This is a genomic window from Polaromonas jejuensis NBRC 106434 (assembly GCF_001598235.1).
Classification (GTDB): Bacteria; Pseudomonadota; Gammaproteobacteria; order Burkholderiales; family Burkholderiaceae_C; genus Polaromonas; species Polaromonas jejuensis.
Window position 1 is genome coordinate 18,072 of sequence record NZ_BCYO01000030.1, and the last position, 25,439, is coordinate 43,510.

A 25,439-nucleotide genomic window follows, 5' to 3' on the forward strand; every position below is an offset into this window, starting at 1 on the left:
CGCCGGCGTTCGCGGCACATGCTCCGCCAAGGAATGCCACGTGCCTCGACGACGCAATCCCCGGCGGCCCAGCCCGATGCACGCGCATGGATTCTTTGCTGCCCTATCGGAGGAGAAAATCATGAGGCATCCATCCATCTGCAGCACCACAATTCTCTCGCTTTCCCTCGCAACGGCAACCACTGCCTGGGGCGAATCGCATGCGCATGGCAAGCCGCCAGAGCAACTGGGCGAGGTGTCGTTCCCGACATCGTGCCAGCCTGCCGTGCAGCCGAAATTCGCGCGCGCGGTCGCGCTGTTGCATTCGTTCTGGTTCTCCGAAGGCGAAAAGGCATTTCGCGATGTGCTGGCGCAGGATCCCGAATGCGCGATTGCAAATTGGGGCATCGCCGCCATCTTGATAGGCAACACCTTCGGTGGCAACGCCACGCCCGAAGAGGCGAGAAGGGCGCAGGAGGCGATTGATCGCGGCCGCGCCACCGGAGCCAAGACCGAGCGCGAACGCATGTACATCGAGGCGGTGGCGCAATACTGGCAAAACTTCGGCGACCGGCCGCCTGGAGCCCGCTTGAAGTCCCTCTCCAACGCATTTGAGGACCTGGCGAAGCGCTACCCGCAGGACGACGAAGCGCAGATTTTCTCCGCCATCTACCTCGCTGCGACGCAGGCGCCAACCGACAAAACTTTTTCGGGGACGCTGAAGGCCGCTGCCATTCTGGAGCCGCAGTTCGCCAAACACCCCAACCATCCGGGCGTGGCGCACTATCTCATCCACAGCTACGACTTTCCGCCAATCGCGGCAAAGGGGCTGACCGCGGCGCGCCGCTATGCCGAAATCGCGCCCTCCGCGCCGCATGCGCTGCACATGCCCTCGCACATTTTCACCCGTGTCGGGGCTTGGCAGGATTCGATCGCTTCCAACCGCCGCTCCGCCGACACTGCCAAGGCCGACAAGTCATCCAACGATTGGTTGCATGCGCTGGATTACATGACCTACGCCTACCTGCAGCTGGCGCGTGACCGGGACGCGGCCCTCGCCATCGATGAAGCCCGAAGCGTGACTGACCTCAATCCCGCACTGACGGCCACCAGCTACGCCTTGGCGGCAATGCCGGCACGCTACGCCGTCGAGCGCGGCATGTGGAAGGACGCCGCGCTGCTGGAGCCGCGCAAGAGCCGTTTCGCGTTCACCGAGGCCATCACCTGGTTTGCAAAGTCGCTGGGTGCGGCGCGCAGCGGTGACCTGGCCCTGGCGGAACAAGGCGCCAAGGAGCTGGGTGACATCGCCGAAGCGCTCAAGGGCGCCGGGAACGCGTACTGGGCGACCGAGGTAACCGTGCAGCATCAGGCGGCGCTGGCCTGGATTGCCTATGCCCGGGGTAATCGCGACGCCGCGCTGGCGCAGATGCGTGCCGCCGCCGACATGGAGGACTCGAGCGAAAAAAGCACGGTATCGCCCGGGCGCCTTATTCCCGCACGTGAACTGCTCGGAGACATGCTGGTGCAAAGCGGTCAGCCGGCCGAGGCGCTGGCGGAATACGAACGTTCGCAGGTGCGCGACCCCAACCGGCTACGTAGCCTGTACGGCGCGGGGCTCGCTGCCGCGCAGACCGGCAACCGCGAGAAGGCCAGGTATTTCTACGCCCGCGTCGTGCTGCTCAGCGGCAGCTCCAATTCCCGCCCCGAACTCAAGCAGGTCCGCAACTACCTCGCAAGCAACTGACAATCACGGAGTTCAGCGACTGGCAGGGATTCCCGGGCGGTTGCATCATGGAATCAAGCTGCTGATGTCAATGTCGGTATGGAGCGAGCATTTCGGATAGCCCTATGTCGGCAGTCAGTCTAAAAGCGACTTTCACAGTTGTGGTCAACGCCTGTCAGCGCACTACTCAAAATGGCAAGTTGATTCCGGCACGGGTGGTCAGTTTGTCCGGAATACGCATCCAATTGACCTCTCCCTCGCGGCCGAACGTGCCAAGGCCGCCAGCGTGTACAAGGAGCAGCGGTTCTCGGACCACGCGCCGCTGACCATCGAATACGAGATTTAGGCTGGTTTTCGCAGAACCGGCAGTTGCCCACAGGCTGACCCTCAGGCGGCAGCGGCAATCCGTTCCATGACGGCCTCTCTGAAAGACGCCAGCAGTGCTGCCGCCGGCTGAGAGCCTTCTGCATGCAGCAAGGCCTCGCCGCTGGACCTTGCCAAAGATACCGCACCGTGCGCCATGCAGTCTGTCCATTTACGAAGAAGGTCAGCATCGGTCAATGGGTCTTGGGATGATCCGGGGGCCCAATCCACGCACACCATCTCTTCCCAGCCCGCGCCTGAAACACGGACGTACACAGGCGCTGTTTCCAGGCCATCGTGAGATTCTGCACGTTCTTCGACCGAGACTTTGTTCATCTGTGCATGGATGCGGGGGCGCTGCACCGCTTCGTCCGAAAAGGAGGCTAGGTTGATACCGCCGTCCACCCACGCTGACGCAGCGCAATAAGGCGCGCTGAACTTTCCTTCCAGACCGGTGTGCGGCCAGGGGTGCTTCAGCGGAGCTGTGCCACCCTTGGGAAATTCGATATGGATGTTCACCGGCGAGTCGTCCAAAGTGGGGACATGCTTAGCCCGGATCTTTTTGAGGCCTGCGATCATGCGGTGCGTCAGGTAGCAACTGGGGAAACGCTTGATCTCAAATCCGGGTGACAGCAGGGCCCATGTGTTGCCAGCCTTCCAGGGCAGCGGCGGCAATGCGGCAGCACCTGAGAACGAGCGCACGAATCCTGCTGGCTTCAAGCTGTCTTCACTGGCCGTTGCACCTGCCTGGGCGAGAAGCACCGCGCGCACTGCCGATGAAGCGGCGAAACCAACATGCAACGGCTTGGTATCGGTGCCGAAGTTCGCCCGAAGGCCTGCGGCTGCGCTGGCCGCGATGGACAGTGCGGTGCGCGCCTGCTTCTCGGGCAATTGCAGCAGGTGCGCGCAGGCGGCGGCCGCGCCTATCACGCCAAGCGTGCTGGTAGCATGAAAGCCAAGCTCGTAGTGCCCGAATCCCATCCACTGGCCAAGGCGAAGCGCGGTCTCGGTACCAACGACATGCGCCGCCAGCAGGTCCTGCAGCAAAGGAGCGCATTGCGTGTTCTCCGGCGTCGGCAGGATGGCAAGCAAGGCAGAAACAACCGGTGCGCTGGGATGGCAAGTGGCCAGCATGCACACGTCGTCGTAATCCAGCGCGTGCGATGCCGTGCCCCACACCAGGGCCTCATCCACCGGCCCCATGCTAGCGCCCGCACATGTCTTCAGCGCTGCGGCAGTGCATCGCTCCCCGGCCCCGCCAGCAATGCAGGCCAGCGTGTCGAACCAGACCCGGTGCGCATTTTCGAGCACAACTGCGGGAATGGTGCGGGCATCGTTTTGATAGGCGCTGGCCCAAACGCCGAGAAAGTCGTCTCGCACCGCGCTGACGGCTTTTACCGAAGCGTCCATCGTGGGGTCCTTTTTTCGTTGAATGCGCGGATACCTTCAAGACGGTCTTCCGTGCGCACCAGAAGGTTGTGGAAGGCAAGATCGAGCGCATAGCCCGCGCGGAAGTCGGTATCGGCCCCCTGCTGCAGGGCGACCTTGGCGCTGCGCACAGCCAGCGGCGCGGCAATGACGATGTCCGTGGCAATGGCAAGCGCCCGGCCTAGATGCTCACCCTGCGGCACCATCTCATTGAGAATGCCCCAATCCATGGCCGTTGCGGCGTTGACCCGCATGCCGGAATACAGCATCTGCTTGGCCTTGCGCACGCCAATGGCGCGCGTCAGGTTCTGCAGGCCACCGCCGCCGGGCAGGAATCCGCGCTTGACCTCGGGCAAGGAAAAGTCGCAAGTGCTGTCGCCGATGATGAAGTCACACATCAGCGACATCTCCAGGCCACCACCGTGGGCGATGCCATGCACGGCCGCAATCACCGGGCGCGGAAAGTCGCGGATGGCGAGCAGCACATCCTCGATTAGCTGGTGCTGGGCCGCCCAATCCTGATCGCTCATGCCGTTGCGTTCCTTGAGATCCCCGCCAGCGGAGAAAGCGCGTGGACCTGCGCCGGTGAATACGAGGCAACGCAGTTCATTGTCGAAAGCCAGCTCACGCAGGAGTTCCCACAGCTCACGCCACATGGCGGTGTTGAAGGCATTGAGGACTTCGGGTCGGTTCAGTGTGATCACCGTCACGCCCAGATCCCGGTTTCTATCAACGATCAATGTGCTCATTTACAGACTCCTTTGGATGGCTCAATAAGAGCGCGGCATTTGCAGCAGGTGCTGCGCCACATAGGCCAGAACGAGGTTATTGGAGATCGGCGCGGTACGGAACAGGCGCGTCTCTTTCCACTTGCGCTCGATGTCATATTCGGTGGCCACGCCGTAGCCACCATAGGTTGTCATGGCAGCTTCAGCGGCCTCCCAGGACGCTTCCGAGCACAGATACTTGGCCATGTTGGCCTCACCGCCACACGGCAGGCCCTGATCGAACAGCGTGGCGGCCTGGTTGCGCATGAGCTCTGCGGCACACAGGTTCATGTGTGCCTTGGCGATGGGAAAGGCCACGCCCTGGTTGGCGCCAATGGGCTTGTCAAACACCACGCGGCTTGTAGCGTAGTTGCGCGCGCGCTCCACAAACCACTTGCCGTCGCCCACGCATTCGCTGGACACCAGCAGGCGCTCGGCATTGAGCGAGGACAGCAGGTACTTGAAGCCCTCTCCCTCCTCACCGACGCGCCATTCGTCCGCCACCTCGAGGTTGTCGATGAACACCTCGTTGGTGTGATGGTTGAGCATGGTGTCTATGGTGCGCGGCTGCAGCGCCTTGCCGGCCTTGGCGATGTCCACCAGGAACAGACTCAGCCCTTCTGTCTTGCGCTTGACCTCTTCATACGGCGTGGTGCGTGCCAGCAGCAGGTACATGTCCGACTGGCGGAAGCGCGAGGTCCAGATCTTTTGGCCGTTGATCACATAGCCGCCGTTGACCTTCTTGGCGAAGGTCTTGATCCGCAAGGTGTTGGAGCCGGCATCCGGCTCGGTCACGCCAAAAGCCTGCAGGCGCAGATCACCGTTGGCAATGCGGGGCAGCACCGCCTGCTTCTGGAAATCGCTGCCATGCTGCAGCACGCTGGCCATGGTGTACATCTGCGCGTGGCAGGCAGCGCCATTGCCCCCCTGGCGATTCATTTCCTCCAGGATCACGCAGGCGTCGAGCAAGCCCAGGCCTGAGCCGCCGTACTGCTCAGGGATCAGGGCGGCCAACCAGCCGGCCTCCGTCATCGCCTTCACAAAGGCGTCGGGGTAGACCTTGTGCGCATCGCACTCGCGCCAGTAGGCATCGCCAAAGCGGCTGGCAAGCTCACTAACCGCAGTGCGGATTTCTTGCTGTGTGTCTGAATAAGAAAAAAGCATAAAACCCTCTGTCTCAAAAAAATTTATACCTGCGCCTGAATCACACCGCTGACAACCAACTGATCGATCCGCGTATCGCTCAGCCCCATGGACTGCAGGATTTGCCGGCTGTCCTGTCCCACACCCGCGCTCAGCCCCGGTGCGAACTCACGCACGCCGTTGAAACGGATGGGCAGCCCGACCGCACACACGTCCTGCGGCGCGGAGCTCTGGATCGACAACGTGTTGCATAGCCCCGCGACCTGCACCTGCTCGTCGTTCACTACCTGCGCCAGGTCATGCACGGCACTGACCGGCACACCGGCCGCGCGCAGGCGGCGCACCATCTCAACGGATGCAAGGGTCCGCGTCGTGGCTTCGAGCGTGTTGTGGACCAGATCCCGGTGCTGGACGCGCTGCGAGTTCTTGGAAAAGCGTTCGTCCTCCGCCAGTGCGGTCAGTTCGAGCGCCTTGAGCAGTTTGAGGAACAGCCGGTCATTGCCGCAACCGATGAAGACATGCGAGTCCGCACTCTCAAACACTTCATACGGCGCCAGCATGGCCGTGGCCGAGCCCATTCGGCGGGGCAGCTTGCCCGAGGCGCTGTAGTTGGCGATGGGGTTGGTCATCCAGCCCACGCCGGTTTCCAGCAGCGAGGTGTCGATGCGGCAACCGTCGCCCGTCGTCTGGCGCTGCGCCACGGCAGCCACGATGCCCAGCGCAGACCATAGTCCGGTGCCCATGTCCACCATGGAAACCCCCACGCGCGCAGGTGGAAGGCCGTCGTGGCCGTTAACGGACATGATGCCCACATAGGCCTGGATCAGCGGGTCATAGCCCGGCAGCGAAGCCAAAGGGCCAGTATTGCCATAGGCGCTGATGGCGCAGTAAATCAGTCCAGGACGGCCGGGGCGCAGGTCGTCATAGCCCAGACGGCGCTGCTCGGCGCTGCCGGGCTTGAGCGAGTGGATCACGATGTCGCCATCGCGCACCAGCGAACGCAGCACGTCCTGGCCATCGGCACTGTCGAGGTCGATCGCCAGGCTTTTCTTGCCCCGGTTGAGCGTAGCGTAGGTGGGCGACATGGCGTCGCCGATGGCAGGAGTCCAGTGGCGCGTGTCGTCGCCGCTGCCCGGACGTTCGATCTTGATGACCTCTGCCCCCAGGTCTGCCAGCACCTGCGTGCAGTACGGTCCGGCCACGTTTTGGGTGAGGTCGATCACCCGCTGCCCCAACAGAGGTTTCATGTGCGTCCTTGTGACTTGTTAATAAGTGTGCGTAGCGCCCGCCGAACCCTTGACGTGGCGCAGGGTCATTGCGTATTGGAATCGCCCTTGCGGGTGCAGGGAGTCCGACATTTCGAGCAGTGCTTTGTTGGTTGCGAAGTACCAGCGCTGGATGCGCAGCAGCGGTTCGCGCACATCGCATTGCAGCAGTTTGGCCTGCGCCGCATCCGCCACGCCGACGCCAATCACCTGGCGTACTTCGCCTACCATCTGCTTGTTGGTCTTCTGAACTTCTAGAAACACGGGCAGGCCACTGCGACGCGAGGCCTGAATGGCTTTCTTGCTCGCCGCCGGCACCCATACCGATGACAGTCCCATCGGCGCCTGCTGCCCCGCGGCGGCTCTGAGCGTGACGGCATGGCACCACGCAGCCCCCACCTCCGCTCCCACGACTTGCGCCTGCGCTTCGTCCAGCAAAACGTCTTCCACGCTCACGAGCTGCACCGAGGTATTGCGGGCGTAATAGGCCAACTCAGAGATGCTCTCCAGCGACTGCGAATAGCCCGGCGTTGCCTTGGCGCACACTACCCGACTGCCCACGCCCTGCGTGCTCACGACCATGCCGACCGCCTGCAGGTCTGCCAGCGCAGCGCGCACCGTGTGCCGACTCACGCCATACAGGTCCATCAACGCCATCTCGGGCGGCAGCGATTCATGGACGGCCCAGCGCCCTGCCTCGATTTCACGCATCAGCTGCGCGGCGACTTGGCTGCGCTTGGTGGATGGGCGGGACGGCAAAAGGGAGTGATCAGACATGGATTCAGGGCTCAACTTGTACGAACAAGTTTGCGCGATCAGTAGTCCTGGCCCGCCATGGATTACCCCTACTTGTCCGAACAATTCCAGACAAGTCAGGGTAATCCACCGGCAGCAGCATGTGTCGCGTCCCCATACTTCCAACCAAGGAGCCATGCGCGACGAGGTGGAATCAGGCTCTGTGAAGATCTGCCACCGATCATTGGCCGCACCCGATCACTGACAGCAAGGAGACAAATATGCCCATCTCGTACACCCCCAACCGCCGACAGGCCATCCTGATGGGCGTCGGAAGTGCGCTATCGACAGCAGTTCCCGCATGGGCCAACAACACCGGCGCGTGGCCCACCAAGCCGATCCGCATCATTGCGGGGCAAGCCCCCGGCTCTTCCAACGACGCCACGGCGCGCGCGCTGGCTGACTACTTCTCGCAAAAACTCGGCGTGGCCGTAGTGGTGGAAAACAAGCCCGGCGCCATCGGCATGATCGCGGCAGAAACCGTGGCCCGCGCCGCGCCAGACGGCTATACGCTGCTGATGTCGCTGCACAGCCAGCTCGCACAGATGCCCGCGCTGCTCAAGAAAATGCCGCTGGACCCGGACAAGGACTTGCTGCCAATCGCAGCCATGGGTGTCGGCCCCGTCACCGCCGTCGTGCACAAGGATTTTCCGGCCCAGACGATGGCCGACGTAATCGCCTATTCCAAGAAAAAACCTGTCAATGTGGGCAACTACTCCATCGGATCGGGCTGGCAGCTGATGCTCGCGCGCCTGGCCAAGGACACGGGCGGGCAGTTCAACGTTGTGAACTACAAGGGCACCGGCGCCATGCTGATCGATCTGTACGCGGGCACCATCGACATGGGCGCCGGATCATTGGCCGGGCTGGGCGGTGCCATTGATAAGGGCGTGGTCAAGCCTGTGGCCGTGGTGATCGGCGAACGCTCCCGCAAGCTTCCCGGCATTCCGACCTGGGTGGACGCCGGCTTCAAAGGCCCGGCGTACGAGGACCTGGCGGAATGCAACATGCTGTTTGCCCCCGCAGGCACCCCGCCGGCGCTGGTGAAGCGACTGGCGGAACTCGTGCAAAGCTCCGTCCAGGAGTCGCCCCGCGTCAAGGCCGTGCGCGACACGCTTTACGCAGAAGACCGCCCACTGACTGGCGACGCCTTAAAGCAGTTCATTGCCCGCACCTGGCCGACCTACCGCTCACTAACCAAGGAGCTGGGCATCGCTGTGGAATAAAGGGTCGCGGTAGGGGCGGAGGTTACATCACCCTGCCAATCCGGTAACAGGGACTTCCCGCAATCATCAATGAAGTCAAAGAGCTGCAAGTTTTCAGAGCCGACAAAAAAAACCATTTGCTGGAGGCTTTTCTGGAGTAATGAAATAAGCCAAATTTTTTTGTCGCATGCCCACGCTTCTATTTCGACCAAAGCACCTCATGACAATTCTGCGTTGGGAATGGGTTCAGGAATTGGCTCATATCTTGACCATCGAGTACGACATGAGCCTGTGAGGCTTCTGTTTTGGGGCCACGAACTGGCGTTACCGGCCCTTTGCGGTCACTGATGATTGGGATTCGAACGACGGGACTGCAGCGAGACTGTGTAATAACTCCACGAACATCGGGTTTTCAACGTGCCGGTCCCGCCAGCATTTTTTTGGCGCGGGATGTGCGCGACATCGTCGCATCGGACCTGGTTATTGGTCTGGCTGCCTTTTGAGATTGCAGGAGCGTATGTTTTTTGGCGTAAAAGGCGCCTATGCCCCCACCATCTTCATCGCTCGTATCGTCTCAGCGATGCCAAGGATGCTGATCACCCGCTTCAGGTTGTAAGCCAGTACGTGCAGGCTCATCTCGGTTGCCACGTTGACTTTGCGGCGCATGAGAAAGTGCGTCCAGCCCATCCAGTGTTTGAGCGTTCCAAAGACATGCTCGACGGTGCTCTTTCGCACCCTCATCGCCTCGGGCTGACGCTCCAGGCGGCCTTGCACAGCCTCCATCACCGATTCATGTTCCCAGCGCCTGATGCGTCGGTAGTCGCTGATTGTGCATTTATCTCTCATTGAACATGAGGTGCAGGCGCTACTCCAATAGATGCGAACCTGCAGGCCGTCTTCGTCCGTCGTGAATCTGTGTATGGCTCGCTGCCCTGCGGGGCATTGGTACTCGTCCTCCCTGGCGATGTAGATAAAGTCTTCCTTGCCAAAGCGCCCCTGTGCACGGGCATTGGAGGTCATGGGCTTTGGCACGTATGCCGCAATGCCTGCGTCTTCACAAGTCTTGAGTTCGGGGCCGCTGTAATAGCCGCGATCTGCGAGGACTTGCAACTGTTTCACTCCCATGGCCTCACGGGCCGCTAGTGCCATTTTCCCTAGCTGCGCACGGTCACTGCCAGTGTTGGTGACCTCGTGGGCCACGATCAGGTGGTGCTCGGTATCGACAACCGTCTGCACGTTGTAGCCCACCATCGCTGTGCCTTTCATGCTGTGGGTGGTCATTGCCCGTGCATCCGGGTCGGTCAGCGATACCTGTTTATCAGGTTGCGTTTCCAACTGCGCCTTGATCTCCTTGAGCTCTTGCAGTCTTTGACGCATTTTCTGGATCTTGCTTTGCAAACGCTCCGTTTTGGCCGGCAACTCCACGCTTTGCGTGCGGTCGGCCGTCTCCAGCGCATCCAGATAGCGCTGGATGCTTTCCTCAATCTCGCGTTCACGTCGCGCTATCTTGCCGGGTGTGTAGTTGCGCTCGCGGTTGTTGACGGCCTTGAACTTGCTGCCGTCAATAGCCACCGTCCCCTGTGTGAATAACTTCAGCTCCCGGCACAGCATCACAAAGCGCCGGCATACGTTGCGAATGCCTTTGCCATTGTCTTTTCGGAAATCAGCGATGGTTTTAAAGTCAGGTGCCAAGCGTCCGGTGAGCCACATCACCTCGACGTTGCATTGGCATTCTCGTTCCAGGCGACGGCTGGACTGAACGCGATTGAGATAGCCGTACAGGTAAATCTTTAACAGGACCGATGGGTGATACGAAGGACGCCCGGTGAGCGCTGGTGAGGTCCCTTCAAATCCCAATGTTGCCATGTCCAACTCGCTGATGAACGCATCAATCACCCGTACGGTGTTGTCTTCTGCAATGAAGTCGTCCAGGCATTCCGGCAGCAGGGTGACCTGGCTACGGTCACTGCCTTGGATGTATCGCGTCATCTGCTGGCCTCCATCAATGCGTTGATTTAGGCATCAACGCAGGAGGGCTCAACGTCGTGGACAAAATTACGAGGTTTTCACACAGTCTCGCTGCATTGCAACCATTCCTTCGACGGCTTCACTCACCTTGGGCAAGACCTCAGATGACGAAGTCCGGCTCAGTTCCTTTGCAACTTCCTCCGGCGCCAATGCGCCGAGGAAATGCTTGAGGAGCGCATGGATTCTTGTTGGATTCCCTGAGGCCAATGCCCTCCTGGCATCCCGGAGTGGCGGCAGGTAAACGTGGCGAACCATGTCGTGGCTGCCCGGTTCAGGAGCTTCCTTATGAGTCCCTGCCCAGAGTCTCGGACGAGCGGGGAGTCGCCCGCTAGCGGCGTTAGAGCACATTGCCCCCCGAACCCAACTGGTTCCCGAACCCAATTCCCTCGACGAGCAGGGCCCGCCCCCCAAATAGCAAAGCCGATTTGGTGACGTCGAGGTAACGGTCAACTTTTCGCCGATCACCTGGCTCCAAAGTTAGAGAGGCCAAAGGGATGCACTTGGTCGCCCGACGGTCGACCGTGGCTGCACCGCTCTATCTGGACGATTCGTTGACACCCGCAGAGCGCTCGGCTGCTGAAGCGCTAGAGGTGAGGCCGAAGTCATTCAAAAGCACAGGGAACGTCGTTAGATTGGCCAAGGCGAAGGTGACCAAGCAATCCCTGCTGGAGGCTAGTTTGCGGCTAGACGATTCCGACATGACCTAGACATCTACGTGAGGTTGCCCCAGATATGCCGTCGCAGATCGAAAAACTAGAAGCACACGCCAGCCACCTTCTGGATGCGTTCATCCGCCTTCGTGAGCGGTAAGTCCTCGATACCTTCCGTCGCCACTCGCCCTCAATGTAGACTCAAGAAATGATCTCAAATCTGTTGGCTTCCGTGTGCAGTAGGCAAATAAGGTTCTTTTAGCCGAAGCAACAGTTTCTGCCCCAGACATCCAACTCGCCATCAAAGAGTTGGAATGGTGCCTCCATACGGCCGCAGCCACAGCAACGTTCACATCATGTCCAAGCTCATGGAGCGCGATTTGCACGTTGACCGCGTGCTTGCGTTCAGTGGGATCAGAGGGGGCGTTACTGCCCAGGCTTGAATCGCTGCATTTATTGACGAGGCTAGATAAATTCGACCTCAAATCACTGAGGTCCTGCTGCATCAATTGGTCGTAGTCTGGGCTTCCAAATTTCCGACCAACTGGAGTCATGTTCGCCCAATCTCTGTCCTCAGCCCATTGCCAGGAAAATCTGGAGCTATGAAACCTTGCATGGAAAAGCTGGTTTACGCTGTGTTTTCGTTTCCTGCTGTTCACTTCCAGACTCCTTCGATGATTTTCTCCGGGTCATCGTCTTCTGCGTGTGCCTGCCTGGTGCAAATCGTACTGCAATTGCATGCCCGCCCATAGTTCAGGACTTGTTCCAAAGACATCACCCAGTCGATAAGCCATGTCGACTGAAACGCCAGAAGTACTGGACACAATTCTCGACAGTGTTACTCGGGTCACACCAAGCCTCACAGCCGTTTCGGTGACAGTCCTGTCGCCCAGATATTCCTTGAGCACCTCGCCAGGATGAGGTGGGTTATGCATGCGTGTCACGTTCAACCTCCTTGAGGCTTCACAGGAACTGCGATCGCAATCTAGCCATGATCCAGTCGAACTCGACTTGGCCAAGCTCCCATCCCTTACGCCTGATGCCGGCATCGATTTCATCCAATAGCGTGGTCAAAGTCAGATCGTGACGTTCAATGCGCTTTCTCTCGGTGTAGCCGGTCAGTTGCTCTACAAGATCTGCGCACATGAGGTAACGTCCGCGGCGTTCGTCTTCAGCAAGGCCAACGACATAGCGGCCATCGACCTCACACGCAGCAACTTTCGGCTGCGCGCCGGCCAACGTAGCGGGAAACGGATCATGAGGGAAGTCTTCCGGCACCAAGACTTCTTGTTCGCCGTCAGGAGCATCTTCCCCGGTCATATCGGAGGATTTCATACGCACCGCCTTGCGATTGCTGTTGAACACAAAGACCACAGGCTCCCAGAATAGATAGTCAAAATCCTGTGTCAATAGCAACTATTAGCGGTGCAACACGAAAACTGAAAAATCATGAAAAAAGCCGCCAGGGTGGCGCATGCGGATGGCAGAGACGTGGCGGCTAAGTTGGTCGCCGCCCTTTACAGACACTGACATTGACGAGAACGACGTGCCGTTCTGAATGCCGATGGCTGACCGGCTTTGCTGCAGGTCACGCGGCCAACACAGTATTCCTAGAAAACAAAACCCTGGTTCGCCAAAAACGCGGTCTGACAGCCATATTTACGCGGTTTTTCACAGCCGCTAACAACTCTGCCAAACGCTGAACGAGGACGCATTGTTCAGTGCGTATTCCGGTCTACTTGACCATCTGTGCCGGGAATTGGTGACCAGCAATATGCAAGATTCTGGTGCTGACCACTGAAACATCGAACCGACCCTGCAGGATGACGTCAATTGCGAGCCTGAGCCGAATTGGTACTATCGGCCAACTCCGGTCATCCGAGCGTGTGCATCAAGGGGCAGGTCAAGCCACTGGGAGCGGTCATTCAGGAGATCTCGGGAATCCAGCCGGCCTCGACCTGGATCAGAAGTTCGCAATGACGAAAGTGGACTTTCGTTTGCCAGTACCGCCCCTATAACGTTTACGCCATGCACATGCTTCAAAATCGATGCAAGCAACGACCTCTCTGATCCATCGTCTATGCACCAAGTACCATATGGGCGGGCACATCCTGCGTGCCTCTGATATCAAGAAGCTCAACAAATGAGGCTGCATGGCGACTACTAATGAGAAGACTTTGAGGCTGGCCGAGTTCGTGACTTGGGTCGACACGCACATTACCGGCGATGAGAAGGGTGAGGCACAAATCTTCCTCGACAGACTTTTCAAGGGATTTGGGCACGCGGGTTGGAAAGAGGCCGGCGCAACCTGTGAAAAGCGCATCAAGAACGACAACGGTGGCACGTCATTTGCAGACCTCGTTTGGAAACCAGTCGTTGTCATTGAGATGAAGAAGCGTGGAACTGACCTAACGAAGCATTACAGCCAAGCCTTCACATACTGGACCCGTCTCGTGCCGAACCGCCCGCGATATGCGGTTTTGTGCAATTTCGACGAGTTCTGGGTCTACGATTTTGAGACACAGTTAGACACCCCCGTTGACAAGCTCAGCCTTTCTGAACTCCCGAGCAAGTATGGGCCGCTGAACTTTCTATTTCCAGGCGACGTGGCCCCGGTGTTCGGCAACCACCAGGAAACAGTTACGCGTCAGGCTGCCGACAAGCTGGCGGAGTGCTTCAACCTGATGATCAAGCGCGGCGTAGAGCAGCCGTTGGCTCAGCGCTTCATTCTGCAGATGCTGATGGCGCTGTTCGCTGAGGACATTGGTCTGCTAGAAAAGTACTTCGTAACCGAAGTGCTCGACGAGTGTAAGAGCAAGCAAGATACCTACGACTTGCTCGGCGGGTTGTTCGAGGCGATGAACACCAAGGGCGGAGCAAAGGGCGGACGCTTCAAGGGGGTGGCCTATTTCAACGGCGGTCTGTTTGCAGAACCTGCACGCGTTGAACTGGATGCCGACCAGCGGACGCTACTGAAGGAAGCCTCGCAGTTCAACTGGTCCAAGGTGCGCCCGGAGATATTCGGCACCATCTTCGAGCACTCGCTCGGAAAGGAAGCGCGGCACGCAACAGGCGCGCACTTCACCAGCCCAGTGGACATCATGAAGGTTGTGGGGCCGACCATCGTGACACCGTGGACCGAACTGATTGAACGTGCCGACACGCTTGGTCGCTTAAATGAACTGCTCGCACGGATCGAGAACTTCACCGTGCTTGATCCCGCGTGCGGCAGCGGTAACTTCCTGTATGTTGCCTACCGGGAGCTGAAGCGCCTTGAGGCTCGCATCTACGAGCGCATGGCCGCCGAGTACAAGAGCGTTGACCCCCAGCAGCGCCCGTTTGGCTTCGTCAGTACGCGCAACTTCTACGGCATGGACATTAATCCGTTTGCCGTGGACATTGCCAAGGTGACGATGATGTTGGCCCACAAGCTCAGTATCGATGAACTGCACATTAACGAGAATGCGCTGCCGCTGGACAACCTAGATGCCAACTTCCGCGCCGGCGACTCGCTCGTCAAGGAGGACGGCACGCGGGCGCCATGGCTCAAGGCCGACGTGATAGTGGGCAATCCTCCGTTCCTTGGCGCCAAGCTGCTCAAGCCTGAATTCGGTGCCGACTACGTGAACAAGGTTCGCGCCGCCTACCCCGAAGTGCCGGGTATGGCCGACTTTTGCGTGTACTGGTTCCGCCGTGCGCATGACGAACTGAAGCCGTGCACAGCGGCTGACCCTGTGGCGGGCCGTGCTGGCTTGGTCGGTACGCAGAACGTGCGTAACAACGCGTCGCGGGTTGGCGGGTTAGACCACATCGCAGCCACGGGCACAATCGTCGATGCGGTGGACAACCAGCCATGGTCTGGCGAGGCGAACGTGCATGTGTCGATCGCCAATTGGGTCAAAACGCAAGATGACAAGCTGCTGCCCAAGATGCGGCGACTCTGGTTCAAGATTCCCCCGGTAGCCGGAACGCGAAAGCAGCGTCGTGGTGTAGGCCCGGCATCGAAGCAGTACGAGCTGGACATGCGTGAGGTCGGCTACATCAACTCAGGGCTATCTGACCAAACGGATGTGACCGGTGCCGTTCCGCTGTCCGTCAACTCGAATCATTGCTACACAGGTCAATATCCGCGCTACAACGATGGCTTCGTTCTGAACATTGCTGATGGAAAAGCCATGATCGCTGCTGATCCAAAGAACAGTCAGGTGGTGCGCCTGTTCGCGGGAGGGGACGAGTTGCTTGTTAGTGGCAAGGCCGCACGATACGTCATCGATTTCCAGATTCGATCTGTGGTCGAAGCCCAAGCCTACAAGAAGCCCTTCGAGCGAGTTCGAACCTTGGTGCTTCCCTACATTCAGGAGCTAGCTCGGAAGGAGCGGGAGGCTAGTGGTAGGGACGTTGGACAGGATCAAGGGTGGCTGAACACTTGGTGGCAGCACTTCCGCTCGCGTGCAGAACTTATTGCGAAGATTGAGAAGTCAGAACGCTTTCTTGCATGTTCCCGGGTGACCAAGCGCCCGCTATTCATGTTCGTGTCTTCCAAGGTTCGACCGAGCGACGCGCTGACGTGCTTTGTCATGGATGACGACTACAGCTTCGGCATTCTGCAATCGCAGCCGCACTATCTGTGGTTCCACGCGAAGTGCTCGAACATGAAATCGGACCCCCGCTACACCTCAGAGTCGGTGTTTCAAACGTTCCCGTGGCCGCAGACGCCGACCAAGACACAAATTGAAGCCGTTGCTGCCGCAGGTGTTGCGCTCAGGCAGCTCCGAGCACAGGCGATTAAGAACATAGACGGCGGGCTAAGGGCGCTCTACCGGTCAATCGAGCTACCCGGTAAGAACCCGCTAAGGGATGCCCATGAAGCGCTCGACGCTGCCGTGTTGGCTGCCTACGGCATTTCTGCCCGAAAAGACATTCTTCAGCAACTACTGGATCTGAACACGGCTGTCGAAGCAGACCTCGCAGCAGGCAACGCGGTAACAGGTCCGGGTGTTCCCCCCTCTTACAAGACCCCGGCGATGCTGATCACTAAGGACTGCTCAGGTATTTGATCTGTCGCGCGCACCTGTGCCGCCTGGCCGCTTCTGGCGGTCGGATGTAAGGATCGCTTCTGCCGAGTGCGGACTAACGTCAATTTAACCTCCACCATCTGCTTTCGTTTAGGTTTGTTCGACACCTGCCCGCGCGACACACCAATGACGTGATGCCCCTGAATGGAGGGCAGGTGTCGAACAAACCTCGAGGGAGGAAACCGCGGCGCACGTGGCGGTGTCGGTTGACGCTATGGCGATTGCAGGCGTGCGGTGGCGCGGTGATGGTGCGCTCGATTGGCGTGCAGACTCTCGGCGACGAGGCGAATGCAGGCAATGGTGCGCAAGGTCGCGTCAGACAAGATGGTGCGCAGGCATGGACGTAAGGGTACAACGCGCCAGACACGAGGTGACCGTGCCGACGCGTGAAGCGTCGACGAACTTGAGTTGCGCTGGCAGCCAGGAGTGCTCATGGCGTGGGCCGATGAGGTGGCGCGCGGATCGTCTCGCCGCGCGTGAAGGTCTGCACGATGGTCATCGCGTGGCCGCAGTGCGGGCAGATGAAGGTCGGTCGCGCCGTGTCCAGAGAATCGTCGCAGGGCTGCGGATCCTGCGGCGGCACTTGCAGCAACTGGCGTGCGAGAGCTAGGCTGGCGGTTCGGTTGCAGTTGGCCAGCAGCCCGTAGTGGCGGATGCGGTGGAAGCCGCCGGGCAGCACGTGCAACAGAAAGCGGCGCATGAACTCGCCCGCGTCGAGCGTCATGGCCTTGTAGCGGGTGACCATCAGCTCGGCGTGGCCCAGCGTCACATCGAAGAAGAACTTCAGGCCGCTGAGCGTGGAGTTGATGGTCGGCGGGGACGTGCCAGTGTCGACCATGTGCAGTTGGAAGGCCCGAAGGTCCTCGGCGGTGGCGGTGTCCGGCGATCGCTTGAGAAAGGCGGCGAGCCTGCGCACGGCGCGGATGTAATGGATTTGGGTCTTGCCGTTGAACTTGCGCATGCGCATGTCGTCGATCATGCGTTGCCGCAACGGGGAGACGGAGGGCGTCAATGAGCTCATGGTTCACTCCAGTCGAAGAGCGAGGCGGATTGCCTCACCCGTCAACTTGGCAGAACCAGCGGCGGAACGAATAACCACGATGTCGCCGAAGCGATTACCGCGAGAGATGGCATGGTCGTCCCACCTACACCGCTGCTGTTGACATGAGGGAGTAACAGATCCAGAGGTCGGGCCTCGCAGTAACGCCAGAGATATGCCAAAGTAAAAATTGTTCGCAACCACTTCAACCCTGGAGGAACCATCATGAAATCGGCTTCACAACTGCCCATCATTGGAATGGACATCGCCAAAAACGTCTTTCAACTCCACATTGTTGATGCCGAGACGGGGGAGATACAGCGGCGCCAACTCAAACGCGCTAAGGTAGCCGAGTTCTTCACTAACCGCCAAGCATCCCTGGTGGCGATCGAAGCTTGCGGCGGGGCCCACCACTGGGCACGCACCCTGCAGGCCATGGGCCACCAGGTCAAGTTGCTGCCGGCCAAGCATGTTCGGGCCTTCGTGCTGCGCGACAAAACCGATGCACTCGATGCTCAAGCCATCTGGGTGGCTGCCCAGCAACCTCACATCCGGGAGGTGCCTGTCAAGAGCGAGCAGCAGCAATCCTGTCTGAGCCTGCACCGCATACGCGCACAGTTGATGAAGATCCGCATCATGCAGACCAACGCCCTGCGCGGTTTGCTCTACGAGTTCGGCATCGTGCTGCCAGAGGGGCACAAGAAGTTGCTGCTATCTGTACAGGCTGAACTGGCCAAGGCCCAGCAGGACAATCGCTTGCCAGAGGTGGTGGTGCTGAGCGTGCAGGAGCAGCTCAAACGAGTCGAGGCCTTGCAAGATGACCTCAACCAGCTCGACAAGCGGTTGGCCGCCATGGTCAAACAAAACCAGCAGATGCTGGCCGTGCAGGCGATTCCCGGAGTTGGCCCGTTAACGGCGACGGCCTTGGTCGCTACTGCCACAGACCTGTCGACATTCAAGTCCGGACGGCAGTTTGCGGCCTGGCTGGGTCTGACGCCAAGACAGGTTGGCACGGGCGGCAGAACACAACAACTGGGAATTTCCAAGCGGGGAGACACCTACTTGCGAACACTGCTGATTAGCGGGGCCAGAGCCGTCGTCTGCCGTAGCGCTCACAGTAGCTGGATTGAGCGCTTGCTGCAGCGTCGGCATCTCAATGTGGTGGTTGCCGCGCTGGCCAACAAAATGGCGCGCACCGTCTGGGCCGTCCTGGCCAAAGGACACGCATTTGACCAGGTTAAATGGAATCCAACCGAGACGGCTGCGGCCTGAGATCATGAAAGCGACAACCAAGACCTGAGCCAGAAAGGTAACTTTTTTTGAGGGAGAGCTTGCAAGAAGCGTTGTGATGGGTCAAAGGTCAAACCAGGGCCGGGATACTCCGATAAACCGCTAGTACCTTGAGTACGTGCGCGAGATGGGAACCTGACTCGCGATTGCCATCAGGGCCAGCAGGTGAACAAGCCTGCACAAACAGGCCGGCTGTAAGACTGCAACCCCCTTGAAACTTCATGCCGTTAAAAACTTGCTTTCCCTGGGACGACCATGTAAGCGGTTTAGTCCACCGCTGCATAACGGAAGTCAGTTTCAGACTGGAAGCAGACATCCAGCGTGCCGCCGTTTGTGTGTACTGCAGCCCCATCGGCGACGCAATCATTCCCAGTCACAGAAGAAATTGCCATCCATTGGCCGCTCAGCCGCTAAAGGTGCAGTCGCCCCTAGCAGGGACTTCTCTAGGTTGATGATTTTCGAAATTATGGATGCGACTCGTCGTATTAATGCGTCATAGCTAGAGTGCGTCCGGCACGCGGACCGAAGTGAAGCGTCATTGCGCTTAAACTAAACAGTTACATCTGCACATATCTATCTGCGTGCGCAGTTCCCGGCCCGGTGAAATAGGATCATTAGATAGTGAAGAAAAGAACGGACTACAGTGACAACCAACACAGCATCTTGTACGGCGAAACAAGCGGATGTTGCCCACTGTGTACGCAGCCTGTTCTCTTTCGAAAGAAGGGGTCAAGAAGCCTGACTAAGGGCTATGAAGTTGCGCACATCTACCCGCTTAGTCCCACACCGGCCCAAGTCGAAGCCCTCGTCGGGCGCACGCCGCCACCCGAGATCAACGCCCTCGAAAACGTCATTGCCTTGTGTCCCACATGCCACACCAAGTTCGACAAGGACTTCAAGGTGGAGGAGATGGATCGGCTCAGACGAATCAAAGACGTTTTTTTGGCCGATGCAAGAGCCAGGGTGACGGCTGCTCAGTACACGATTCAGGAGGAGGTCTACACGATCCTCGACAGCATCGTCGCCCTGGACGATGACTTACCTGAAATCCCTCCCGCCCGATTTGATATTTCCACAGTGGAGAAGAAGCTTCGGACCGGCATGAGTCCGTTGCAAAAGCACGAGATCAAGGTCAATGCCGTTAGCTTCTACGTGCGCATTCGGGACCATATCCGTGTGCTGGAGCAGAACGATCAGCTGGCGATTCGTATCCTGCAGAACCAGATCAACACCTATTACCTGGAAATGCAAAAGCAGCATCCAGACAACAAGGATGCCGTTTTCAACTTTGTAGCGCAGTGGATTAGCGCTCGAACGGGGAGATCGATGTTAGCCGCGAAGGTGTTGACTTCTTTCTTTGTTCAGAACTGCGAGGTGTTTGATGCTGGTGCCGAGTAAGTTCACGCGGCTCGAGGAGTCCACTCTTTTCAGGATGAAAAACATTCTGAGTGGGGCGACGGAGGCGGAAAGCGTGCAAGACATCTATCACCGGACACGTGATGTGTTTCGGGACGCCAGCGAGTTTCTTCATGCGCTGGATGCACTGTTCGTCCTTGGACTACTGGACATCGACGTTGACTCAGGATCGATTCGATATGCTTAAAGAAATTCGGTGCGTTCATTTCAGCCATTCGGAGATTTCCTTCCATTCCGGGCTCAATGTCATCCTGGGCGATGACGATGCTAGGAACTCCATCGGCAAGTCCACGGTGCTGATGGTTATCGACTTCGTGCTCGGCGGCACAACCTTTCTGAAGGACGATGCGGGTGCGATCCGGGAACTCGGTCACCACCACTACGATTTCTCTTTCCAGTTTGGGCAGGATCGGTCGTTCTTCTCGCGCGCGACCGATACGCCTGATACGGTGTTTGTTTGTGACGACACTTATGCAAGGCTCCGCGAGCTACCACTCGAGGACTACAAAAGGCTGCTGAAACGTCTGTATAAATTGGACGGCCTCGAGAATTCGTTCCGATCGATCGTGAATCCGTTTGCCCGCATCTGGCGCAAAGGCGGCTTGGAACCGGATCAGCCCTTTGTCTCCGTGCCAAAGGAGTCGTCGTCTGTCGCCATTGGTCGCTTGATTGATCTCTTCGGTCGCAGTCCGGATATTGCCGCCGAAAGGAAGACACTGGAGGAGCAGAAGGAGCGTAGGACGCTAATCAACAACTCCATGAACGCCAGCATCATCCCAAAGATCACCAAAACCAGACACGATGAGAACACTAGGACGATCGCCGAGAATCGCGTGCAGATCGACCAACTCAAGCAAGGCTTTGGTGGTGCACTCAGCGTCTATGAGTCGCTGTTCGAGGAAAGTCTGCAACAGAAACAGCAGCGCAAAAACGAGCTGGGAGGCCTACGGGCGGAGCTCCAGAACAAGGTCAAACGCCTAGAGCGGGAGATTTCAGGCATCACGCCGCGACTTACCGCCAACATTGCCCTTGTCGCCGATTACTTTCCCACAGTGGATATACAACGTCTGGAACAGGTCGAAGCGTTCCATCAAAAGATCGGAAGTATCGTCAAGAAGGAGCTCAAGGATGAGTTGGCGGTCGCTCATGCCGAGGAGGTCGCAACGGCACACGAGATCGCTGCAATCGATCTTGAGATTCAAGCGGCTCTACAAGCCAAGGGCATGCCTGACGACGTGTTTAAGCGCGTCTTCGATTTGAAGGAAGCGACGGACAAAGCCATCAACGAGAACCAGCACTTCGAGCGAAAAATCGAGTTGGACGAAACGATCAAGCTTTCCAATGAGCGCTTGGACTTGATCTACACAAGGATCTTCTTCGACATTGAGCGACAGATTAACCTGAAGCTGAGGGCGTTCAACAGTGTCATCTATGGCCCTTCCCGGGCCAGTTCGGAGTTGCGCATTAAGAGCGCCAGCTCATATCAATTTACGTCGCCTGCAGACACGGGAACAGGTAAGTCATACGCCGGATTGATCGGCTTCGACCTAGCGATGTTGTCACTGACCAGGCTCCCGTTGTTCCTCCACGATTCGATAATTTACAAGAACATTGAAGTGCCAGCGATCCGCCGGATCCTCCGCATCCTGGCAGCCGTCGATTCGAAGCAGATTTTCCTGTCTTTCGACGAGGCAAAGAAGTTCGGGCCAGAAGCCGAACTGCTGCTCAAGCAATTCACCGTACTGAAGTTGGGACATGGCGATCTTCTCTACACCAAGGACTGGCGCGATCAGAAGTAACGGTGAGGCACCATGATGCCCTTGGTTTAAGAATGAAACATAACTAGCGCTACTCGAATGACTTACTTTTACAATGTCGATTACGACGAAGTGTTTGGAAATGACTCTGGGGAAAACGAGCGCGACCAAGCCTTGAGAGAATATTTCGTCGACCTCCCTGAATTTAGAAAGTTTTTCAGTGATAAGAATGAGCTAGGGATTGTTCGCGCCAGAAAAGGCATGGGCAAGTCTGCAATGCTTAAGGTCTTATCACTGCGGCGCAAGGAGCAGGCGCCTGACGACTTGGTGATACTCACCACGGGGAATGAACTCATGGGGATGGGCGATTTCACCGGCAAGAGTCAGGCCTATTTAGAGAATCATTGGAAACAGGTAATCTGTAAGCGAATTTGCATAGAGATTGGCCGACGCATCAATGTGGCATTCACTGATCTCGAGATGTCGATGGTCGAGGCCGCAGAACTTGAAGGCTTCAAGAACCTGAACCTGCTTTCGGCGCTAACAGAACGTGCGGGCGGAATGCTTCAAAAAGCGCTGGCCGCCGCAGGTGGGGCAAACGTACTTGAGGCCACAAAGAAGCGAGGCGTCGTCAATCCAGAGCAAGCCCTCAAGAACTTTCAGGACAAGGGTGAGCGAACCGTCTGGATTCTCATTGACGATATTGACGCAAAGTATGTTGACGACGATGACAACCAGCAGAGGGTCGGAGCGTTCTTCAGTGCACTAAGGTCGCTTGCGTTTAACGTGTCCGGCTTGAGGCTACGGGCGAGTGTTAGAACCGATGTCTGGCGCAACCTGAGGAAAATGGAGGATCAGGACAAGATTCGCCAGTATTTGATTGACATTTCTTGGCGGGATGATGCGCTGCGGTCGATCTTTACAAAGAAAATCCTATCCTACTTAAAAAGGGAGCAATTTCCGCTAGCCTTGAAGTGGGATGAGGCAAGTAACTATTACGACATATTTGACCAGATTTTTTACGGAAAATTCAACTGGTCGAAACAGGTTGTAGAGCCGTTCATTCCGTTGAAGTTTCTCGCTGGCGGCCGACCTCGTTGGATGGGACAGCTTGCAAAGATGGCTGGCGTAAAAGCAGGCACGCAAAGAATCAGCGAAGCAAATATTTACGCTGCTATGCAGGAGTTTGGCCAAGAGAAGATTTCAGATATTCAGAAGGAACATTCGCACCAATTCATGGCGTTGGATAAGTTGATCCAATCTTTCCGCGGCGGAAAACGTGAGTACAACAAATATCAGGTACAGAAGCTCATTAAAGAGAAGTTCGAGGATAAGGTCGTTGAGGTGCCTCCAGTAAATGGATTCCCGTACAAGGACGTCGAACAGCTCGTCGAATTTCTATTTGAGATCGACTTCTTGGTAGCCCATCGCCCTGGAAAACCCGATTTCGTGACCTACAACAGCGATCCAGATTTGTTCTCTACCGAGGAAAATCACCAAAACAAGATCATGTGGACAGTGCATTCGAGCTATAGGAATTTCTTGCGGATCGAATAACGGCAAGACATCCCAGTACGTCTTGCATCTGCTCGACTATAGGCTCCAACTCTCGGCTGGCTGGGTACGCCACAGGCTCTAAGGTCACTTCCCAGCCTAGGCAAACCTAGCCTTAGAGATGGGTAGACTTTCGGTCAATGACCACTGACGAAAAGCCCCGATGGAAGGTCAGTTGATAGCCGACAGCCTCCGTTGGCTGGGGTCGGGGCGAATGGCTGTTTACGCTGGAGACTGTGTGAAAACCTCGTAATTTTGTCCACGACGTTGAGCCCTCCTGCGTTGATGCCTAAATCAACGCATTGATGGAGGCCTGCAGATGACGCGATACATCCAAGGCAGTGACCGTAGCCAGGTCACCCTGCTGCCGGAATGCCTGGACGACTTCATTGCAGAAGACAATACCGTACGGGTGATTGATGCGTTCATCAGCGAGTTGGACATGGCAACATTGGGATTTGAAGGGACCTCACCAGCGCTCACCGGGCGTCCTTCGTATCACCCATCGGTCCTGCTAAAGATTTACCTGTACGGCTATCTCAATCGCGTTCAGTCCAGCCGTCGCCTGGAACGAGAATGCCAACGCAACGTCGAGGTGATGTGGCTCACCGGACGCTTGGCACCTGACTTTAAAACCATCGCTGATTTCCGAAAAGACAATGGCAAAGGCATTCGCAACGTATGCCGGCGCTTTGTGATGCTGTGCCGGGAGCTGAAGTTATTCACACAGGGGACGGTGGCTATTGACGGCAGCAAGTTCAAGGCTGTCAACAACCGCGAGCGCAACTACACACCCGGCAAGATAGCGCGACGTGAACGCGAGATTGAGGAAAGCATCCAGCGCTATCTGGATGCGCTGGAGACGGCCGACCGCACGCAAAGCGTGGAGTTGCCGGCCAAAACGGAGCGTTTGCAAAGCAAGATCCAGAAAATGCGTCAAAGACTGCAAGAGCTCAAGGAGATCAAGGCGCAGTTGGAAACGCAACCTGATAAACAGGTATCGCTGACCGACCCGGATGCACGGGCAATGACCACCCACAGCATGAAAGGCACAGCGATGGTGGGCTACAACGTGCAGACGGTTGTCGATACCGAGCACCACCTGATCGTGGCCCACGAGGTCACCAACACTGGCAGTGACCGTGCGCAGCTAGGGAAAATGGCACTAGCGGCCCGTGAGGCCATGGGAGTGAAACAGTTGCAAGTCCTCGCAGATCGCGGCTATTACAGCGGCCCCGAACTCAAGACTTGTGAAGACGCAGGCATTGCGGCATACGTGCCAAAGCCCATGACCTCCAATGCCCGTGCACAGGGGCGCTTTGGCAAGGAAGACTTTATCTACATCGCCAGTGCGGACGAGTACCAATGCCCCGCAGGGCAGCGAGCCATACACAGATTCACGACGGACGAAGACGGCCTGCAGGTTCGCATCTATTGGAGTAGCGCCTGCACCTCATGTTCAATGAGAGATAAATGCACAATCAGCGACTACCGACGCATCAGGCGCTGGGAACATGAATCGGTGATGGAGGCTGTGCAAGGGCGCCTGGAGCGTCAGCCCGAGGCGATGAGGGTGCGAAAGAGCACCGTCGAGCATGTCTTTGGAACGCTCAAACACTGGATGGGCTGGACGCACTTTCTCATGCGCCGCAAAGTCAACGTGGCAACCGAGATGAGCCTGCACGTACTGGCTTACAACCTGAAGCGGGTGATCAGCATCCTTGGCATCGCTGAGACGATACGAGCGATGAAGATGGTGGGGGCATAGGCGCCTTTTACGCCAAAAAACATACGCTCCTGCAATCTCAAAAGGCAGCCAGACCAATAACCAGGTCCGATGCGACGATGTCGCGCACATCCCGCGCCAAAAAAATGCTGGCGGGACCGGCACGTTGAAAACCCGATGTTCGTGGAGTTATTACACAGTCTCGCTGCATAGCGGCTGTTGGTGGATTCAGAACG

17 protein-coding genes and 2 pseudogenes are annotated in these 25,439 nt (G+C 57.8%); 9 read left to right on the forward strand and 10 right to left on the reverse strand.

The window, feature by feature from the left end; all coding sequences use genetic code 11:
* The first annotated feature begins 121 nt into the window (after positions 1 to 121).
* Positions 122 to 1,723, forward strand: a complete 1,602-nt coding sequence (locus tag PJE01S_RS21115; RefSeq protein ID WP_068835656.1) for a tetratricopeptide repeat protein — start codon at positions 122 to 124, stop codon at positions 1,721 to 1,723.
* 366 nt (positions 1,724 to 2,089) lie between these two features.
* Here the strand turns inward: PJE01S_RS21115 and PJE01S_RS21120 are convergent, their stop codons facing one another.
* Genes PJE01S_RS21120 through PJE01S_RS21140 form a run of 5 tightly spaced genes read right to left on the reverse strand, consistent with a single transcriptional unit; the run spans position 2,090 to position 7,445 of the window.
* Positions 2,090 to 3,475 carry an MmgE/PrpD family protein gene (locus tag PJE01S_RS21120; RefSeq protein ID WP_068835658.1) on the reverse strand — a complete coding sequence of 462 codons (1,386 nt, stop codon included), beginning with the start codon at positions 3,473 to 3,475 and terminating at the stop codon, positions 2,090 to 2,092.
* On the reverse strand, positions 3,460 to 4,242 hold the full coding sequence (locus PJE01S_RS21125) for an enoyl-CoA hydratase/isomerase family protein (protein ID WP_068835659.1): 783 nt from the start codon (positions 4,240 to 4,242) through the stop codon (positions 3,460 to 3,462). The genes PJE01S_RS21120 and PJE01S_RS21125 overlap by 16 nt, the downstream gene beginning before the upstream one ends.
* Positions 4,243 to 4,263: 21 nt before the next feature.
* Positions 4,264 to 5,424: an acyl-CoA dehydrogenase family protein gene (locus PJE01S_RS21130; RefSeq protein WP_068835660.1), complete on the reverse strand. Its 1,161-nt coding sequence runs from the start codon at positions 5,422 to 5,424 to the stop codon at positions 4,264 to 4,266.
* Between the two features lie 23 nt (positions 5,425 to 5,447).
* The gene (locus PJE01S_RS21135) at positions 5,448 to 6,650 is read right to left on the reverse strand and encodes a CaiB/BaiF CoA transferase family protein (RefSeq protein WP_068835662.1); all 1,203 of its coding nucleotides are present in this window, start codon (positions 6,648 to 6,650) and stop codon (positions 5,448 to 5,450) included.
* Between the two features lie 18 nt (positions 6,651 to 6,668).
* Positions 6,669 to 7,445 carry a GntR family transcriptional regulator gene (locus PJE01S_RS21140; RefSeq protein WP_068835664.1) on the reverse strand — a complete coding sequence of 259 codons (777 nt, stop codon included), beginning with the start codon at positions 7,443 to 7,445 and terminating at the stop codon, positions 6,669 to 6,671.
* A 239-nt stretch (positions 7,446 to 7,684) separates the two neighbouring features.
* On the opposite strand from PJE01S_RS21140, the gene PJE01S_RS21145 reads away from it, so the two are divergent.
* Positions 7,685 to 8,689, forward strand: coding sequence for a tripartite tricarboxylate transporter substrate-binding protein (locus tag PJE01S_RS21145; RefSeq protein WP_068835665.1), 1,005 nt, complete (start codon positions 7,685 to 7,687; stop codon positions 8,687 to 8,689).
* A 519-nt stretch (positions 8,690 to 9,208) separates the two neighbouring features.
* Here PJE01S_RS21145 and PJE01S_RS21150 read toward each other — a convergent pair.
* The 3 genes from PJE01S_RS21150 to PJE01S_RS21160 form a co-directional block, all read right to left on the reverse strand.
* Positions 9,209 to 10,657, reverse strand: coding sequence for an IS1182 family transposase (locus tag PJE01S_RS21150; RefSeq protein ID WP_068835667.1), 1,449 nt, complete (start codon positions 10,655 to 10,657; stop codon positions 9,209 to 9,211).
* A gap of 1,378 nt (positions 10,658 to 12,035) precedes the next feature.
* Positions 12,036 to 12,290, reverse strand: coding sequence for a HigA family addiction module antitoxin (locus tag PJE01S_RS24780; RefSeq protein WP_084389685.1), 255 nt, complete (start codon positions 12,288 to 12,290; stop codon positions 12,036 to 12,038).
* Positions 12,291 to 12,309: 19 nt separating this feature from the next.
* Positions 12,310 to 12,756, reverse strand: coding sequence for a hypothetical protein (locus PJE01S_RS21160; RefSeq protein WP_157090428.1), 447 nt, complete (start codon positions 12,754 to 12,756; stop codon positions 12,310 to 12,312).
* Positions 12,757 to 13,499: 743 nt separating this feature from the next.
* On the opposite strand from PJE01S_RS21160, the gene PJE01S_RS21165 reads away from it, so the two are divergent.
* A complete protein-coding gene (locus PJE01S_RS21165; protein ID WP_068835673.1) occupies positions 13,500 to 16,403 on the forward strand; it encodes a DNA methyltransferase in 2,904 nt (967 codons plus the stop codon).
* Positions 16,404 to 16,851: 448 nt separating this feature from the next.
* Here the strand turns inward: PJE01S_RS21165 and PJE01S_RS24785 are convergent.
* Together PJE01S_RS24785 and PJE01S_RS24790 are read right to left on the reverse strand one after the other, a co-directional pair.
* Positions 16,852 to 17,160, reverse strand: a pseudogene (locus PJE01S_RS24785) (transposase); the annotation flags it as partial.
* A 3-nt stretch (positions 17,161 to 17,163) separates the two neighbouring features.
* A pseudogene (locus PJE01S_RS24790) lies at positions 17,164 to 17,442 on the reverse strand (site-specific integrase); the annotation flags it as partial.
* Between the two features lie 243 nt (positions 17,443 to 17,685).
* On the opposite strand from PJE01S_RS24790, the gene PJE01S_RS21175 reads away from it, so the two are divergent.
* From PJE01S_RS21175 to PJE01S_RS21200, 6 genes are all read left to right on the forward strand, one after another.
* Complete coding sequence (locus tag PJE01S_RS21175; protein ID WP_068835676.1) at positions 17,686 to 18,732, forward strand: IS110 family RNA-guided transposase; 1,047 nt, start codon at positions 17,686 to 17,688, stop codon at positions 18,730 to 18,732.
* A gap of 681 nt (positions 18,733 to 19,413) precedes the next feature.
* Entirely contained in the window at positions 19,414 to 20,148 is a 735-nt protein-coding gene (locus PJE01S_RS21180; RefSeq protein ID WP_218017545.1) for an ABC-three component system protein, read from the forward strand.
* 34 nt (positions 20,149 to 20,182) lie between these two features.
* On the forward strand, positions 20,183 to 20,353 hold the full coding sequence (locus tag PJE01S_RS26340) for an ABC-three component system middle component 7 (RefSeq protein ID WP_369406100.1): 171 nt from the start codon (positions 20,183 to 20,185) through the stop codon (positions 20,351 to 20,353).
* On the forward strand, positions 20,280 to 21,965 hold the full coding sequence (locus PJE01S_RS21190; protein ID WP_218017546.1) for a DUF2326 domain-containing protein: 1,686 nt from the start codon (positions 20,280 to 20,282) through the stop codon (positions 21,963 to 21,965). The genes PJE01S_RS26340 and PJE01S_RS21190 overlap by 74 nt, the downstream gene beginning before the upstream one ends.
* 57 nt (positions 21,966 to 22,022) lie before the next feature.
* Positions 22,023 to 23,480 (forward strand): P-loop ATPase, Sll1717 family, encoded by a 1,458-nt coding sequence (locus tag PJE01S_RS21195; protein WP_068835683.1) that lies wholly within the window; start codon positions 22,023 to 22,025, stop codon positions 23,478 to 23,480.
* Positions 23,481 to 23,796: 316 nt separating this feature from the next.
* The gene (locus tag PJE01S_RS21200; RefSeq protein ID WP_068835685.1) at positions 23,797 to 25,245 is read left to right on the forward strand and encodes an IS1182 family transposase; all 1,449 of its coding nucleotides are present in this window, start codon (positions 23,797 to 23,799) and stop codon (positions 25,243 to 25,245) included.
* Positions 25,246 to 25,439: the final 194 nt, after the last annotated feature.

Coding starts and splice junctions, on each gene's coding strand:
- PJE01S_RS21115 (WP_068835656.1), top strand. CDS start 122: ATGAGGCATCCATCCATCTGCAGCACCACAATTCTCTCGCTTTCCCTC.
- PJE01S_RS21120 (WP_068835658.1), bottom strand. CDS start 3,475: ATGGACGCTTCGGTAAAAGCCGTCAGCGCGGTGCGAGACGACTTTCTC.
- PJE01S_RS21125 (WP_068835659.1), bottom strand. CDS start 4,242: ATGAGCACATTGATCGTTGATAGAAACCGGGATCTGGGCGTGACGGTG.
- PJE01S_RS21130 (WP_068835660.1), bottom strand. CDS start 5,424: ATGCTTTTTTCTTATTCAGACACACAGCAAGAAATCCGCACTGCGGTT.
- PJE01S_RS21135 (WP_068835662.1), bottom strand. CDS start 6,650: ATGAAACCTCTGTTGGGGCAGCGGGTGATCGACCTCACCCAAAACGTG.
- PJE01S_RS21140 (WP_068835664.1), bottom strand. CDS start 7,445: ATGTCTGATCACTCCCTTTTGCCGTCCCGCCCATCCACCAAGCGCAGC.
- PJE01S_RS21145 (WP_068835665.1), top strand. CDS start 7,685: ATGCCCATCTCGTACACCCCCAACCGCCGACAGGCCATCCTGATGGGC.
- PJE01S_RS21150 (WP_068835667.1), bottom strand. CDS start 10,657: ATGACGCGATACATCCAAGGCAGTGACCGTAGCCAGGTCACCCTGCTG.
- PJE01S_RS21165 (WP_068835673.1), top strand. CDS start 13,500: ATGGCGACTACTAATGAGAAGACTTTGAGGCTGGCCGAGTTCGTGACT.
- PJE01S_RS21175 (WP_068835676.1), top strand. CDS start 17,686: ATGAAATCGGCTTCACAACTGCCCATCATTGGAATGGACATCGCCAAA.
- PJE01S_RS26340 (WP_369406100.1), top strand. CDS start 20,183: ATGAAAAACATTCTGAGTGGGGCGACGGAGGCGGAAAGCGTGCAAGAC.
- PJE01S_RS21190 (WP_218017546.1), top strand. CDS start 20,280: ATGCGCTGGATGCACTGTTCGTCCTTGGACTACTGGACATCGACGTTG.
- PJE01S_RS21195 (WP_068835683.1), top strand. CDS start 22,023: ATGACTTACTTTTACAATGTCGATTACGACGAAGTGTTTGGAAATGAC.
- PJE01S_RS21200 (WP_068835685.1), top strand. CDS start 23,797: ATGACGCGATACATCCAAGGCAGTGACCGTAGCCAGGTCACCCTGCTG.